The following is a 15,357-nucleotide window of genomic DNA, read 5'->3' on the forward strand; positions in this document are numbered from 1 at the left end:
CAATATAATTCCTGCAGGCTATTATAAATAAAAAAACTGTAAAGTGTTGGAGGAGGAATAATGCAAGAAAAGGACTTTCGTGAGGGTGTGAGCGACACATTGCCTCTGTTGTTGGGGATGATTCCTTTTGGTTTGGCATACGGTATTTTGGGTAAGTCCATTGGTCTTAGCTCAGGTGAGACGGTTGCAATGTCTATCATGGTTTTTGCAGGAGCTGCTCAATTTATATGCTTGCCCATGTTTGCCGAAGGGGCTAGTTTGCTGATGATTGCTTTTACGACTTTGTTAATTAACCTTCGTCATCTTTTGATGGGAGCGTCCCTTGCTACTTATATGAGTGGATTATCAATGCCCTTTAAAGCATTTCTTGCATTTGGGATGACGGATGAAACGTATGCTGTGACAATTAGTCGGGCTCAAAAAGGCGGTTATAGTGGAGCCTATCAATTGGGAAGCAATGCAACATGCTATCTACTATGGGTGATATCCACAGTAGGCGGTGTTATTTTGGGAAGCCATATCAGTGATCCACTATCCTGGGGATTGGATTTTGCTATGCCAGCTACTTTCTTAGCATTATTAATTCCACGGCTGCGTGACAAAGTAAGTATTGTTGTTTGTCTTGTTGCGACTTTAGTCAGCGTGGGATCTGTTATTTTAATTCCTGGCAAATGGTATATCATTATTGCTTGTTTAGCTGCGGTTACAGCAGGTGGGCTTATGGAAGGAGAACAGAATGCGGATTGAATTTTTTATGAATATACTTGCGATGGCGATAGCTACTTTTGCAACTCGTTTTGTTAGTATCGGACTTTTGGGAAGTTCCGGTGTACCTGCTTGGTTTGGACGCTTCTTGAAGCACGTACCGACAGCCATGCTGACAGCTTTAATTGCTCCAGCAATTTTTGCGCCACGAGGTTACATAGAGCTGACCTTTGCAAATCACTATCTGATGGCAGGGGCGGTAGCGATTTTTGTAGCTTATAAACGTCAGCCTCCTATTGCTACCATGGGAGCGGGGATAGCTGTGATGTTGGCTTTGCGCATTATGTAGATTTACTATTTATTCAGATGAATATAACTTCAATAAATTTTTTAGTTTATAGTAAAATTAGATAATCAAAGTAGGAGGAGTTTTATTATGGCCATTTCTTTTGCGAAACGTATAGGGGCTTTGCAAGCCTCTGAAATACGCGAAATATTAAAGCTGACACAAAGGGAAGAAATGATATCCTTTGCAGGCGGATTGCCAGCCCCAGAATTGTTTCCTATAGAAGAAATGAAAGAGATAGCTAGAATGGTATTAGAGGAAATGGGGAGAGAAGCCCTCCAGTATTCCATAACAGAGGGATATCAACCATTGAGAGATAAAATATCCCAGAGAATGAATCGAAAATTTCAAACCAGTGTAAATGCAAAGCAGATTTTAATTACCTGCGGTTCACAACAGGCGCTTGATTTTTCGGGAAAGCTTTTCTTGGATAAAGACGATATTGTCTTATGCGAAAGTCCCACTTATCTAGCTGCTATTAGTGCTTTTAATGCCTATGAACCTCAGTTTGTTGAAGTACCTACCGACGAGCATGGAATGGTCATCGAAGAGCTTGAACACATTTTGAAAACAAGGAAACGGATAAAATTAATATATGTCATCCCAGATTTCCAAAACCCTACGGGAAAGACTTGGTCGCTGGAACGCAGGTTTGATTTTATGGAAATGGTGACAAAGTATGAAATTCCAGTTATTGAAGATAATCCCTATGGAGAATTGCGTTTTGAGGATCAGATTCTTCCTTCATTAAAATCAATGGATACGAAAGGGCTTGTAATCTTTACTAGTACTTTCTCGAAAACCTTCTGTCCTGGTTTGCGTATTGGGTGGATTGCTGCTGACAATAAATTTATCGAAAAATATGTATTAATCAAGCAGGGAGCTGATTTGTGTACATCGATGAGAAGCCAGATGGAAATAGCAAAATATATCGAAGTGTATGATTTTGAAGCTCACATACAGAAGTTAATTACTTTATATCGAAAACGTAGGGATCTAATGGTAGAAGCTTTGGATAAGAATCTACCGCATGGAGTAAAATTTACGCGTCCACAGGGAGGATTATTTCTTTGGGTTGAGCTTCCGCCCAATATAAAGGCTATGGATTTATTAACAGAATGTCTAAAAAATAATGTTGCCTTTGTACCTGGTGATTCCTTTTTCCCTAATGGTGGTATTGAAAATACGCTACGGTTAAATTATTCAAATATGTCAGAAGAAAAAATAATAGAGGGAATACAGAGGTTGTCACAAGCAATTCATAAGTGTTTACATTGAAACCTTTTCGGAAAGTGATTATGAAGAGTAGTTAAGGCACTACTGTTAAAATATTTTTTGGAGAGAGTTTTTTTATTATAAATAAGACGGAGCATTGTAAATAAGAGCAGGGATTACTGTAGAGGGGTATTCCTGCTCTTATTTTTGTGCTTCAAATGTTCAGTTCATACTTTGGCATTCTTTTATATGCCTATAACATGTATTGAGTTTAGTTGGAGTGGTGGATTTCTATTATCTTATTTATGGTCATTTAAATAACTAAATAATAACCCAAATATAATTGTTTATTAAATAGTTATTTGTTACGATATATTACATGACTTGGTAAATCAGGTTGAGAGTACCAAGAATAATTTGATTTTGATTATAACCTAGAAAAACATAAAGAAGGTGTTTGAGTAGGGAGTCATCTGATACATTCTTTGTTATTAAAAGCAGGAGGTTAGTTGCGAAAAAATACTAAGGGGGACATAAAAATGCACTTTAGAATTGCCAGTATGCGTACTAGATTATTGTTAATGATACTACCTTTAATGATAGTCTCATTGGGAACGGTGGCTGGGTTAAGCTATTATTTTGCTAATCAAATTTTATCAAGAAGTATTGATGAGACGGTGGTATCTATTGGTACTGATTATTCCAACCAAATTCAAGGAAACATTAGTGAACGGGTCATTGAGCTAGAGGGTTTGGCTAGTAATCAAGCAATGAAAGGTAATGATACCACACAAATTGTTAAGGCTTTAAATGATACTTATAAACGAACGGGTAATTTTGACAATATTAATGCACTCTTGCCGGATGGTTCTGGGGTAAGGTTTAATGGAACGACAACGAATGTAAGTGACCGGGATTATTTTAAGGCGGTAGTGAATACCAAGCAAGTTTACATATCAGATCCTTTACTTGCGAAAGTTAATGGAAAATTAAGCATGATTATTGCCGTTCCAGTGTTAGAAAATAATAGGCTTGTTAAAATTATAACCGGAAATGTGTCCCTACAACGAGCAAATGACCTGATTAAAGAGGTGAAATTTAAAGAAAATGGGTTTGCTGCGCTGATTGATGATTCAGGAATGATAATTGCTCATGGAAAAAGACCAGAATTAAATGGTAAGTTAAATATCTCTACAAAAAAATTGGATCCGGAGCTTCAAGTGCAGAATACGGAGGTCGATGATCAATACAAGAAACTTTTCGAAGAAGCTAAAACTGGGAAGAAAACTTCTGGGCGTTATATAGATTTAGATGGTGTTAAGAACATCGGAGTTTTTACACCAATAAAACTCCAGGGTGGACAACTATGGGTAATGGTAGTTTCTGCGCCAGAGGTGGAGGTTACACAAGAAGTATCTGTTTTAGCTAAAATTATGTTTTGGGTTGTTTTATTCTGTATACTATTGACGGCTCTCTTGATTACATATATCAGTAAAAAATTTGTTAGACCCATTATTCTCATGCGGGATGAAGCCTTGCTATTGGCAGATGGTGATCTTGAGCAGAGACAACTTGTCATTCATTCCAATGATGAAATTGGGCAACTTGCCCGAGCCTTTATAGAAATGTCGGAAAAATTACGATATCTGATTGTCGAAGTGCAAATACAAGCAAACACGATTGCTTCATCTAGCGAAGAGTTAACAGCAAGTGCACAGCAAGCTGCACAAGCGGGGAATCAAGTAGCCCTTTCTATTACTCAAATTGCCCAAGGGACAGAACGACAAGCTGCATCGGTAACGAGTATGTCGGCTGTAGCTGAGAGGATATCGGCAAGTATCGGGGAAATTGCAAATACAGGTAAAATGATTTCGGAAACTGCTAGCGGATCTACAAAGAATACAGAGCGGGGGCAGGAAGCCATCGAGCAGGCGATGGCGCAGATGAAACAAATTAATCAAGGATCAGAGTCTGTTCAAAGAGTCATTGGTGAACTTGCGAAAGGTTCACAAGAAATTAGTGAAATTGTAAGTCTAATTGCTTCTATTGCAGGGCAAACCAATCTTCTTGCACTGAATGCAGCGATTGAAGCTGCAAGAGCTGGTGAACAGGGAAGAGGTTTTGCTGTGGTTGCAGAAGAAGTGCGAAAGTTAGCAGAACAATCGAATCAAGCAGCGGAAAAAATTGCCGATTTAATTAAAAAAAATGAAACTGATATGGATGAAGCGATTGCTGCTACTCACAATAATAGTGACGCAGTAGATACGGGTATGCATGTAGTTGAGATAGCGGGAACTATTTTCAAGGAGATTGCCGGTTCAGTTACCCAGTTGTCGGATCAAATTTCTGGGATATCTGACTCTATTAATCAAATTGCAGTAGGAAGTCAAGATTTAGTTGAGTCGGTACAAGTCATTGATTCTGAAAGTCAGGCGAATGCTGGCGAGACGCTCAATGTTTCAGCTGTGAGTGAAGAACAATTGGCTTCTATGGAGGAGATTGCTTCCGCTAGCCAGGTATTAGCGACTATAGCTGGTGAATTGCAAGAAATTGTCGTTAAATTTAAAGTATAATGATAAGACAAAATAGTACATGTGTATAATAGCATAATAGGAAAAGAGCCATAATTGCCCCTGTGGGGGTATTTATGGCTCTTTCCTTAGTGTACGATATGTAGAATGTAATTTTTACATGTTATTACTCTGCAGAATCTCCACCTTTAGATAATTTTTTGGTTTCTACATCGATAATGTTAGTGCCGATATGGTAAGGGCTATTGCTATTAATAGTAGGTTCAGCCACAGAGATATCTCTTTTGATGAGTAGATCACGGAGAATCCAAGGCTTATCGGAAATAATACCATCTACGCCCATATCAATTAACATATTCATAGATTTAGGACTATTTACAGTCCAGGGAACAACCTTCATACCTAATTCGTGAGCTTCACTAACTAACTGTGGGGAGAGCTCTTCCCAGTAGGGAGATACGACATCAGCACCAATTGCTTTTGCTGCTTTTACATAGTCGCCATGGTAATCATTAATATTTAGACCTGCCAACCAGGGAGAAGCATTTTTGTCACCAATTTTAAGATAGCATCCATCTACGTAGCCCCAAGAGGGTTGTTCTGAGCTTAATGCTACCAGTGTAATCGTAGGATCAATGTTATGCATAATTTTTAATGTTCGCCAATCAAACGATTGTAAGAATACCCGATCTTCCATATGATATTTTTTTACGATTTCATAAAATTTCTTTACAAATTTTTCTGGATCAGCATTGTTTGCATGATTTGGATCAGCAGGATCTGCATAAGATTTTGTTTCTAAATTAAAATAGATTTTATCGTTGCCATAAGAATTGGCTAATTCAAAAACTTCTTCCAAGGTGGGGATTTTTGTTCCAGGTACAGATAATTGGGTTTTGCCATGGCTTTCATAATAATCACCAGCGTTAGGATTCATCGTACCAACATCAAATTGTTTTATTTCTTTTAGCGTCATTTTGCGAATATCATACTGACCTGCTTTTACATAATTGCCATCTGGACCTTTCGTCAAATTTGCATTCATAATAGGATTATGACTGATTACGATTTGATCATCTTTAGTTAGTTGCATATCCATTTCTAGGGTTGTTACACCGAGTTCTAAGGCATAAGCGAAAGAAACAAGGGTGTTTTCTGGGCGAGCGTCACGTCCACCGCGATGTGCCTCTAAATCAAATATCTGAGGATTGGCTTTAGCCTCTACTTGTGGGATGTCAATTAGATTGATAGCAAATGTTAGTACTGCAAGGGTCGCGCCTGCTGCAAGAAAATGTGTCCAAGAAATGTTTGTGAAGTTCATTAAAACACTCTCCTGAATTTTATTTATCCTAAAATGGAATATAATGGTTTAAGTATAAACGAAAGAATCGTATGGATTGTTATTAACATGTTTTGTTTTTGTAAATTTTTCATATAATTTTAAATTAAGTAATAGTACTTAAGAGAATGACTTTTACATCATTAATTGGTTAATTAAATAGGGAAATTTTGACGGACTCCATTTAATGTGTTAAATTGTATCTTAAGAAAAAACAATTTAAGTAAAGAGGGTATTGTTAATGAGTGTTCTTAAATCAAATTTGTTACTTTTGTTAGCTGCAGCGATATGGGGCTTTGCTTTTGTAGCCCAGAGAGTAGGAATGGAATATGTAGGTCCTTTTACTTTTAATGGTGTTAGATTTGCATTAGGAAGTCTTTCCCTAGTGCCGCTTATGTTTTTTTTCAATAAAAATCCTCAGGATAAAGGCAATAAAGAGCAAAGTTTAAAACATGTGATGGGAGCTGGTCTTCTTGCTGGTGCAGTCCTTTTTATGGGCGCGTCTTTGCAACAAATTGGCTTGGTATATACTACAGCAGGAAAAGCAGCCTTTATTACTTGTCTATATATTGTGCTTGTGCCTTTGGTAGGGATATTTTTAAAACAATATGTTAGCATGAGTACTTGGCTTGGTTCAGTTATTGCTGTTGCTGGGTTATATCTGCTCTGTGTTAAAGATAGTTTCTCTATTTCTTATGGAGAATTTCTTGAACTTGTAGGGGCTTTATTCTGGGCTGTTCATATTTTAGTAATTGATCACTTTTCGCGAAAAGTGGATGTATTAAAATTATCCTTTTTTCAATTTGTTACCTGTTCCGTGATGAGTTTAATAACTGCTTTCTTCATAGAAACTATCAGCATCAATACTCTCAGTCAAGCACTAATGCCAATACTTTATGGTGGTATTTGTTCTGTTGGTATTGCTTATACCTTGCAAGTAGTTGGTCAAAAAAATGCACAACCATCCCATGCAGCAATTATCCTCAGCATGGAAACTGTGTTTGCAACCATTGGTGGGTGGATGATTTTAAATGAAACGCTAGGAAGGCGAGAACTGCTGGGATGTATTATTATGCTAGTGGGTATGCTCCTATCGCAACTTCAAAATATTAGACAATCAAAAGAAAAGCAAAATGAACTCGACCTTGCATACTCTTGCCAAAAAAGCCAACAGGAGCTACAATAACTTTTTTCAAAATGAAGGTATGCACATTGTTATCTCTAAAATCTAATAGGGTTGGTTTTAACAGTAAAGAATGCTTGCTAATTTACAGCAAGCATTTTTTTATCGCTGATTGGAGATTGAGTGCATATTATATAGATAAATAGATAAATATAGACATATAGGGAGCTTGACGGGGATAATTGCATTTGTTGAACATCTACTAGTTATAGAATCATATTAATAGCCGATTTAAAGATTTGACGAAAAGTCAAATAGGTATTGACACATTTCTATAAAGGTAGTAATCTCATAGTATAATAATAATTCTTCGTTAGGTGAGGCTCCTGCATAAACATAGGCCACTGCCCGGAAATGTCGAGAGACGCCAATGGGTAGAACAGGTACTACCGGATTAAGGTTTTACTTAAGGTGGCTGAGTGATTTGGGTTTGTACTCTACGTTATGCAGTGCCAAAACTCGTACGAGTGAGGAAGGTGTGAATGTATTTAGTTCGCTTATTAAGCCTTCCGGCAAGGGGGGCTTTATCTATTTTTTTATTTAGTAAAGAATACGACCGTGGTACTGCATAGAATAATAGGGCAACAGGTACTTAGAATTATATAATATGGAACTTCTTCGTTAGGTGAGGCTCCTGTATGAACATAGGCCATTGCCCGGAAACGTCGAAAGACGCCAATGGGTAGAACAGGTATTACCGAATTAAGGTTTTACTTAAGATGGCTGAGGTTGTTTTGACCTCTACGTTATGCAGTGCCAAAGCTCAACGATTGGGGAAGGTCGTAGTAATAGCATCATGGTGACATGAAAGACCTTCTTATAGACGATAAGAGGTCTTTTTATATTCCTGTTTGCTTATTGAAATAATAATGGAGGTGGTTTTATGGATTCCGGTCCCAGTGGCAGCATAAAAATCCAAAGTGCATATAAGAATTGTCTGTCCATCTTATGTAAAGCGGACGGACTCCGACAAAAGAAGGAGGAATAGAATATGAATGAAGTGAAAATGTTAGGCGAATTTTATTTCAGCCAACTAATCGGTCAGCCGATTGATGATGTAACGGGCAATAATATTGGCCGGATTAAAGATATAGCAGTACGTTGGGATGGGGTTTATCCACGGGTAATTGGTATTAAATATGCAAAAAAAATACACAATCTAATCCCCATTGATCTCGTTGAACTTTACGAAGGGCATAGGGTAAAGCTTGTGGGGACGTTTTCGCCAGAACAAACAATTCCTTTACATGATAATGATATTTATGCCAGTAAATGGTTATTGGATAAACAGATTATTGATCTAAAGGGCTCAAAAATGGTAAGGGTAAATGACATTATTTTATCATGGGTGGTACAAGAAGAACGGCAACTCATGGTATTACTAGCGGTCGATATTGGAGTGCGTGGCTTATTTAGGCGTTTAGGGTTGGAATTTTTATTCAAGAAGTTTAAACAAAATTGGTTAGTTTTAGAATATATCAAACCCTTGGAAAGTTGGAATTCCAATCTGCAGTTAAATCGTGTAAAACAGCAATTGACAGAATTGCACCCTGCTGATATTGCTGATTTAATCGAAGAGATGGATTATAAACGCCGGGCAAACTTCATGGATAGTTTAGATGTACAGCAGACCATTGATACGTTAGCAGAAATGAACCTGGATACACAGGTGGAAATTATTGAACAAATGGATGCCCAACGAGCTTCTGATATTTTAGAAGAGATGCCACCAGATGAAGCAGCTGATATTCTAGCAGAGTTGCCTACGGAGAAATCTGAAGGATTACTTAGCTTAATGGAAACTGATGATGCTGAGGATGTAAGGGAACTCATGCAATATGAGCAAGGTACTGCTGGGGCCTTGATGACGAATGAATTTATCTCTTTTTCGTCACAAATTACAGCAGAAGAAGCAATCAATCAATTACGAGAATTGTCGCCAACGGCAGAAACGATTTATTATCTATATGTTATGAACGATGATGAACATCTTCAGGGGGTTCTTTCCTTGCGGGAGCTAATTGTAGCTGCACCTCATACTACATTAGAAGCTTTAATGCACACGAAAGTTGCTGTAGTAAAAGATGAAGATAATTACCAACGTGTGGCAGAGGTAATAAACAAATATAGTTTACTTGCAGTACCCGTTGTGAATGAAAATGATGTTATGCTAGGAATTGTAACGGTAGATGATATTCTTGATATTCTAATGCCAGAGCGTGGCAAACTGGACACATACTCCTGGTTTGCATTGAGTAAGATGGCAGGACGGGGGCGATAAAAATGGTTATGATAAAAGATATGCGCAAAAGATTAGGACTATTCATGGCAGTAATGGGACCTGGAATTGTTACAGCCTTTGCCGATAATGATGCAGGTGGTATTGCTACTTATGCTGCTGCGGGAGCAAAGTATGGGTATGGGTTATTATTTGTTGTGTTGATCAGCAGCATTTGTTTAGCGATTGCTCAAGAAATATCAGCGCGGACGGGGGCTGTTACAGGACGTGGTTTGTCCGATTTAATTCGAGAGTTGTTTGGTGTTAAGTGGACGTTTTTTGCGATGAGCGTACTGTTGGTTGCTAATATTGGTACTACGGCTTCTGAGTTTTCCGGTATTGCTACTAGTTTTGAAATTTTTGGTGTTAGTAAATATATAGCGGTGCCTACGATGGCGATACTCGTCTGGTGGTTAGTTCTTAAAGCGGATTATGGGAAGATAGAAAAGATCTTTCTTGTATTGTGTGCCACCTTCTTTAGTTATGTGGTTTCAGGCTTTATCGTAAATCCTCCGTGGGGAGAGGTTTTAATTGCTTCTGTTACTCCTTCATTTTCTCCTAAGGCGGATTATTTAATCATGGCCATTGGTGTAATTGGCACTACCATTACACCCTGGGGTCAGTTTTATGTTCAAGCATCCGTTGTCGATAAAGGAATTACTGCTGAAGACTATAAATATACTTTCTGGGATGTTATGTTTGGGGCTTTTTTTACTTGGTTGATTGCCTTCTTTATCATCGTAGCAACAGCAGCTACCTTATTTACGAATCAAATTTCTATTGAAACGGTGAAAGATGCGGCAATGGCATTGAAGCCATTAGCTGGTGAGTATGCAAGCATGCTGTTCTCCTTTGGTCTATTAGGAGCTTCTATGCTGGCAGCCTTTATTTTACCACTGAGTACCGCTTATGCTGTTTGTGAGGCTTTAGGTTTTGAACGTGGCGTTAGTAAAACCTATAAAGAAGCTCCTGCTTTTTTTAGCTTATATACCGCTTTAATTGTGATTGGTGCAGGATTAGTACTATGGCCGGATTTGTCTCTCTATCAAGTAATGATTACCTCTCAAGTAGTAAATGGTATGTTATTACCTCCGATTCTTATTTTTATGGTTCTTATTGCTAGTAATAAAAATATTATGGGCGGCTATGTGAATGCTCCTTGGTACAATATGGTTTCTTGGGCGTTTACTCTTGTATTGATTCTATTAACCTTACTTTTATTAGCTACTACGCTGATGCCTGAACTTATGGATGCGGTGATGGGATATTTCGGGTTATAAAGAAATTATATTAGGAGCTGCTAACCTATCTATGCAAATGGATGGCAAATATAAACGCAGGAGGAATAGAAAAAATGTTTTATGATTTAGTTGTTTCCAATCGATCTTATCGTCGTTTTTATGAAGAACATAGCATATCCGAGGGCAGATTGCTTGAACTTGTGAATTATGGTAGGTTATCTGCTTCGGGAGCTAACAAACAGCCATTGAAATACATTATCTCTAGCGATAAAGAGAAAAATCAAATCATTTTCCCTCATTTATTATGGGCTGGATACCTAAAAGATTGGTCCGGACCTAAAGAAGGGGAGAGGCCTTCCGGTTACATTATTATTCTTCAAGATAAGAAGATTGGCACAAGTGGCGTAGATCATGGAATTGCAGCCCAAAGTATTTTGCTAGGTGCACGCTCGATGGATTTAGGTGGGTGTATGATCCAAAGCATTAAGCGTGATGAATTACAGACGGCGCTACATATTCCAGATCAATATGAAATCTTACTGGTTTTGGCTTTAGGTAAACCGAAAGAAGTAGTTATCATTGAAGAAATTGAAGAAGGTGAAGATATAAAATACTGGCGTGATGAAAGGCAAGAGCATCATGTGCCGAAGCGTAAGATGAAAGATGTAGTTTTAACGTTATAAAGAAGACTTGATTCAGATGGAGTTTTAACTCCATCTAAATCTTAGTCGCACTTATCCAGGGACTTAGCCGCTCTTAACTCCCACTTATATAAGTGAGCCTTGGGTCCGGAGACCCTTAGAGCGAACTTATTTCGAGTTTACAGCCTGTTTCCCTGACCGTCAAGGGCAGGGAATTACAGACTGTTAACGAGATGAAGATGGGAGTCTTAGAGCGGTTTAGTCATCGGATAGATTAAGTTATTAGAAGCAGAAAGGGTCTGTGCTAAACGATAGTTTCAGCACAGACCCTTTTTATGGATTATAGATAGGTAAAAATACTAAAGACTATAACAGTTGATTTCTGATATTAACAGTCTATAGTGAGTTCTATATAATTATATCATTTCAAAGCCCTTATTTTTTAAGAATTCTTTCATGTGGGGTCTTTGTTTATCTTTCAAAAAACTTGACATTCCTTCTGTCCACGTGTTGCTTCTTACACCATTTGTTCTTTCGATATAGTAATCCCGTATACTAGCATCGTAATTTTTTAAGATTTCTTCGTCGCCTTCTAGGGTATAGCTATCTTCCTTAAAGACTAAAGATAAAGGCAAACGCGGTTTAATGCTATTTTTTACTTCAGGATAACCAAGACACATACCAAATACAGGATATACATTATGGGGAATATTTAATAAATAACAAACATCTTCAGGATTATTTCGTAAGGCACCAATATACACGCCGCCTAAACCAACTGATTCTGCGGCTGTCATAATGTTCTGTGCTGCCAAACTTGTGTCTACAGTTGCTAGAATAAAATTTTCTGTATAGCCACTTTCAAACTTCTTGTTATTCATTTTACAGGCTCTGCCAAGCCTGTTTAAATCAGCACAGAATACCAAAAATACGGGGCATTCTTCAACATAAGATTGATTTCCTGCTAACTTTGCTAAGGCTCGTCTCTTGCCTTTATCCTTGACTCTAATAATCGTATAGGCTTGGATGTGGTTGGAAGTAGAGGCATGTTGGCCTGCTTCAATAATTTCTTGTAATAACTGGTCATCGACAGGCTGGTCTTTAAACTTCCGTACAGATACATGGTTTTTTAACAATTCTATTACATGATGCATGGTGGGACCTCCTAAAAATGAATATAATTGTAGAATGGATCTGTGTGGTCGCAATAACAAAAATGGGGTCTATTTCTGTAAATGCTGTTCAAATTCGGTGGGGGATGGCAAGGTAGATACAGCCCACCAGGGGGAATGGTCCTGCAGTTCTTCTAGAGAGTACATGCCAGTCGCAACTGCAATCGTTTTTGCCCCGATGGCCTTACCGCAGTCAATATCATTGGGAGTATCGCCGATAACATAGATTTGGTCAGAGGTTACAGTTGGATAACGATCGTTGACGATGGTGCGGGCCTGATTAGATATTTCAGTGCGGTAAAAGCAGGTTCCACAAAAGGCGCTGGATGAAAAGTTAAAAAAGCCATCAAGTTCATAATGGCTAAGTTTGGCTTTAGCGCCAAATTCCGTATTACCTGTAAGGAGTAGAGAGACATAGTCTTGTCTGTGGTGTAAATGGGTTAAAATATCTTTTACGGATGGAGTAAGGTGTCCTTGTCTGCTTGCCAAATGGCGGGGTAATATTTTTTCATAAAGACTCATTAGCTTACAAACTTCATGGACAGAGGGTTCACAACCAGTAGCAAGAAGGATTACTTGATGGGAGATATAATAATCAGTCATGCCAGCTGTTTTGATTGTAGTAAAATCGAATGTAGTGCTAAACATTTCAGCAACTGCTTCTTCAAACGCATATAAGCCGGCTTTGGCTGTTTTCAATAAAGTTCCATCAATATCCCAAAATAAAATTTTCATAGTATGTGCCTCCCTTGCATATAACTGCATTTATCCGCGATTAGTATAATTAGATATTGGTAGCGAAATATCCTTGTTATATTCGACTTTTGTATTAAAATGTATGAGAATCTCTATAGTATAGGATTGCCATACATTTCTTATAAAGTAGGCATTTTATTAAAACTTATGTAAAAGAATTAGCTCGATATATGATATAGTAAATTTATAGATAATTTGTTGAAAAATAGGGAGCATTGTAATGGGAATAGCTGATATTTTATTGACATGGTATCAAGGTTGTAAAAGAGATTTACCATGGCGCAAAGATAAAGATCCTTATAAGGTTTGGGTTTCGGAGGTCATGCTGCAACAAACAAGGGTAGAGGCAGTTAAAAATTACTTTGAAAGATGGGTAGGACGATTTCCAACCTTAGAAAGCTTGGCAGTTGCCGAGGAGGAAGAGGTGGTTCGTTATTGGCAAGGGCTTGGATATTATTCACGGGCGCGAAACCTTCTACAAGGTGTGCGGGAAGTAAGTGAATCGTATGGAGGGCAGGTGCCTAATACCAGAGCAGAGGTGATAAGCCTTACAGGTGTTGGTGATTATACTGCTGGGGCTATTTTGAGTATTGCCTATGATAAAAAAGAAACAGCTATTGATGGGAATGTTCTTCGTGTATTTAGCCGATTATATTGTATAGAAGATGATATTGCTTCCCTCGTGGGGAAACGTAAAATTAAAAGCTTGGTGGAAAGGGAAATGCCAGAAGAACATCCAGGAGACTTTAACCAAGCTCTGATGGATTTGGGAGCAACTATTTGCATACCCAAAACACCTCGTTGTAATTTGTGCCCGTTAGAGAGTTTTTGTTTAGCAAGGGCTAGGGGATTAGAAGGAGAATTACCAATAAAAAAGAAAAAAGCTCCGCCAAAGCCAGTCAAGATCATAGCTGGAGTCATTCGTAATGGAGAGAAATTTCTGCTCCACCAAAGACCGAATAAGGGACTTTTGGCTGGGATGTGGGAATTTCCTAGTGTGGAGATTGAAAATGAAGAAGTGATGGATACATTTCGTCAGACGCTATTAGAAGAGACTGGTCAAGAAATCCAATCAGAAAGATTGTTATTACAATGTAATCATACTTTTAGTCATCGGCAATGGGATATTTCTTTTTACTACTGTGTTATTACACCAGGAAAAGAGATACCTTTGGGAAGACGACTTAAATGGGTACATCGCCGAGATTGGAATAATCTCTCCTTTGCGGGACCCCATCGAAAAATGGAGGCTTATTTGTTAGGGAATATTGATTTTGATTTTTTGAGTAATGAAGAATAGTCATTGATGAAAGATATGATTTCCCTAAAAGGGAAAAGATATTTTATTCTATTTGTATCTACAAGCTTTGGCTTGGAAGGCAGGAATTTTTTTAAATGAAGATTAAGAATTTGTAAGGAAAGGGAGGGATTTTCATGAAAAAGATTTGGCTTGCAGGGGGATGTTTTTGGGGTGTGGAAGCTTATTTTACGCAGCTTAAAGGAGTGATAACTACAAGAGTTGGTTATGGACAGGGGAACACGGCAAACCCAACCTATAAACAAGTGTGTTCAGGAATGACTAGATATACAGAGGTCTGTGAATTAACTTATGATGAAGAATCACTATCCTTGGAGAAAGTACTAGAGCATTTTTTCCGAATCATTAATCCTGTCACTCTAAACCGTCAGGGACCAGATGAGGGGTCTCAATATCGCAGTGGAGTATATTATTCAGATGCAGGAGATAAAGAAGTTATTATCGACTTTATCAAAGATAAGCAGACTTCTTACAAAGAACCTATCGTTGTAGAAGTAGAACCTGTTAGAAATTTTCATTTGGCAGAGGATTATCATCAGGAGTATTTACAAAAAACTCCTGGTGGATATTGTCATGTGAATTTAATGCTGGCAAAGCCAGAAGAAAAAAAGTAACAAGGAAAAGACTTATTT

Annotated in this window: 13 protein-coding genes and 2 riboswitches; of the genes, 10 read left to right on the plus strand and 3 right to left on the minus strand. The window is 38.0% G+C overall.

Annotated elements, in window-relative coordinates; all coding sequences use genetic code 11:
- Positions 1 to 60: 60 nt before the first annotated feature.
- From UFO1_RS02015 to UFO1_RS02030, 4 genes are all read left to right on the plus strand, one after another.
- Positions 61 to 747: an AzlC family ABC transporter permease gene (locus UFO1_RS02015; protein ID WP_038667286.1), complete on the plus strand. Its 687-nt coding sequence runs from the start codon at positions 61 to 63 to the stop codon at positions 745 to 747.
- Positions 737 to 1,054: an AzlD domain-containing protein gene (locus tag UFO1_RS02020; protein ID WP_038667288.1), complete on the plus strand. Its 318-nt coding sequence runs from the start codon at positions 737 to 739 to the stop codon at positions 1,052 to 1,054. Before UFO1_RS02015 ends, UFO1_RS02020 begins: the two co-directional genes overlap by 11 nt.
- Positions 1,055 to 1,141: 87 nt before the next feature.
- The gene (locus tag UFO1_RS02025; RefSeq protein ID WP_038667291.1) at positions 1,142 to 2,329 is read left to right on the plus strand and encodes a PLP-dependent aminotransferase family protein; all 1,188 of its coding nucleotides are present in this window, start codon (positions 1,142 to 1,144) and stop codon (positions 2,327 to 2,329) included.
- Between the two features lie 476 nt (positions 2,330 to 2,805).
- A complete protein-coding gene (locus tag UFO1_RS02030; RefSeq protein WP_038667294.1) occupies positions 2,806 to 4,839 on the plus strand; it encodes a methyl-accepting chemotaxis protein in 2,034 nt (677 codons plus the stop codon).
- Positions 4,840 to 4,963: 124 nt separating this feature from the next.
- Here the strand turns inward: UFO1_RS02030 and UFO1_RS02035 are convergent, their stop codons facing one another.
- Positions 4,964 to 6,118, minus strand: a complete 1,155-nt coding sequence (locus UFO1_RS02035; protein WP_051788791.1) for a glycerophosphodiester phosphodiesterase — start codon at positions 6,116 to 6,118, stop codon at positions 4,964 to 4,966.
- Between the two features lie 259 nt (positions 6,119 to 6,377).
- Here UFO1_RS02035 and UFO1_RS02040 point away from each other — a divergent pair, with 259 nt between their 5' ends.
- The 4 genes from UFO1_RS02040 to UFO1_RS02055 all read left to right on the plus strand — a co-directional run bounded on the left by UFO1_RS02040 (position 6,378) and on the right by UFO1_RS02055 (position 11,521).
- Positions 6,378 to 7,322: a DMT family transporter gene (locus UFO1_RS02040; RefSeq protein WP_038667298.1), complete on the plus strand. Its 945-nt coding sequence runs from the start codon at positions 6,378 to 6,380 to the stop codon at positions 7,320 to 7,322.
- Between the two features lie 299 nt (positions 7,323 to 7,621).
- Positions 7,622 to 7,798, plus strand: a riboswitch (M-box (ykoK) riboswitch).
- Positions 7,799 to 7,929: 131 nt separating this feature from the next.
- Positions 7,930 to 8,101, plus strand: a riboswitch (M-box (ykoK) riboswitch).
- Between the two features lie 209 nt (positions 8,102 to 8,310).
- On the plus strand, positions 8,311 to 9,600 hold the full coding sequence (locus UFO1_RS02045) for a magnesium transporter (protein WP_038667301.1): 1,290 nt from the start codon (positions 8,311 to 8,313) through the stop codon (positions 9,598 to 9,600).
- Between the two features lie 2 nt (positions 9,601 to 9,602).
- A complete protein-coding gene (locus UFO1_RS02050) occupies positions 9,603 to 10,877 on the plus strand; it encodes an Nramp family divalent metal transporter (RefSeq protein WP_038667305.1) in 1,275 nt (424 codons plus the stop codon).
- 74 nt (positions 10,878 to 10,951) lie between these two features.
- Entirely contained in the window at positions 10,952 to 11,521 is a 570-nt protein-coding gene (locus tag UFO1_RS02055; RefSeq protein WP_038667307.1) for a nitroreductase family protein, read from the plus strand.
- Positions 11,522 to 11,895: 374 nt separating this feature from the next.
- Here UFO1_RS02055 and nfsA read toward each other — a convergent pair whose 3' ends face one another.
- Together nfsA and UFO1_RS02065 are read right to left on the minus strand one after the other, a co-directional pair.
- Positions 11,896 to 12,633: an oxygen-insensitive NADPH nitroreductase gene (nfsA, locus tag UFO1_RS02060; protein WP_038667310.1), complete on the minus strand. Its 738-nt coding sequence runs from the start codon at positions 12,631 to 12,633 to the stop codon at positions 11,896 to 11,898.
- 69 nt (positions 12,634 to 12,702) lie between these two features.
- On the minus strand, positions 12,703 to 13,386 hold the full coding sequence (locus tag UFO1_RS02065) for an HAD family hydrolase (RefSeq protein ID WP_038667313.1): 684 nt from the start codon (positions 13,384 to 13,386) through the stop codon (positions 12,703 to 12,705).
- 241 nt (positions 13,387 to 13,627) lie between these two features.
- On the opposite strand from UFO1_RS02065, the gene mutY reads away from it, so the two are divergent.
- Positions 13,628 to 14,707 carry an A/G-specific adenine glycosylase gene (gene mutY / locus UFO1_RS02070; RefSeq protein ID WP_051788792.1) on the plus strand — a complete coding sequence of 360 codons (1,080 nt, stop codon included), beginning with the start codon at positions 13,628 to 13,630 and terminating at the stop codon, positions 14,705 to 14,707.
- 134 nt (positions 14,708 to 14,841) lie between these two features.
- Positions 14,842 to 15,339: a peptide-methionine (S)-S-oxide reductase MsrA gene (gene msrA, locus UFO1_RS02075; RefSeq protein ID WP_038667316.1), complete on the plus strand. Its 498-nt coding sequence runs from the start codon at positions 14,842 to 14,844 to the stop codon at positions 15,337 to 15,339.
- Positions 15,340 to 15,357: the final 18 nt, after the last annotated feature.

It is taken from the genome of Pelosinus sp. UFO1 (assembly GCF_000725345.1).
Taxonomy (GTDB): domain Bacteria; phylum Bacillota; class Negativicutes; order DSM-13327; family DSM-13327; genus Pelosinus.

Bases quoted from the DNA above. Each gene is read 5' to 3' on its own strand.
- UFO1_RS02045 (WP_038667301.1), top strand. From the start codon at position 8,311: ATGAATGAAGTGAAAATGTTAGGCGAATTTTATTTCAGCCAACTAATC.
- UFO1_RS02065 (WP_038667313.1), bottom strand. From the start codon at position 13,386: ATGAAAATTTTATTTTGGGATATTGATGGAACTTTATTGAAAACAGCC.
- UFO1_RS02035 (WP_051788791.1), bottom strand. From the start codon at position 6,118: ATGAACTTCACAAACATTTCTTGGACACATTTTCTTGCAGCAGGCGCG.
- UFO1_RS02055 (WP_038667307.1), top strand. From the start codon at position 10,952: ATGTTTTATGATTTAGTTGTTTCCAATCGATCTTATCGTCGTTTTTAT.
- msrA (WP_038667316.1), top strand. From the start codon at position 14,842: ATGAAAAAGATTTGGCTTGCAGGGGGATGTTTTTGGGGTGTGGAAGCT.
- UFO1_RS02015 (WP_038667286.1), top strand. From the start codon at position 61: ATGCAAGAAAAGGACTTTCGTGAGGGTGTGAGCGACACATTGCCTCTG.
- UFO1_RS02050 (WP_038667305.1), top strand. From the start codon at position 9,603: ATGGTTATGATAAAAGATATGCGCAAAAGATTAGGACTATTCATGGCA.
- UFO1_RS02040 (WP_038667298.1), top strand. From the start codon at position 6,378: ATGAGTGTTCTTAAATCAAATTTGTTACTTTTGTTAGCTGCAGCGATA.
- UFO1_RS02025 (WP_038667291.1), top strand. From the start codon at position 1,142: ATGGCCATTTCTTTTGCGAAACGTATAGGGGCTTTGCAAGCCTCTGAA.
- UFO1_RS02030 (WP_038667294.1), top strand. From the start codon at position 2,806: ATGCACTTTAGAATTGCCAGTATGCGTACTAGATTATTGTTAATGATA.
- mutY (WP_051788792.1), top strand. From the start codon at position 13,628: ATGGGAATAGCTGATATTTTATTGACATGGTATCAAGGTTGTAAAAGA.
- nfsA (WP_038667310.1), bottom strand. From the start codon at position 12,633: ATGCATCATGTAATAGAATTGTTAAAAAACCATGTATCTGTACGGAAG.
- UFO1_RS02020 (WP_038667288.1), top strand. From the start codon at position 737: ATGCGGATTGAATTTTTTATGAATATACTTGCGATGGCGATAGCTACT.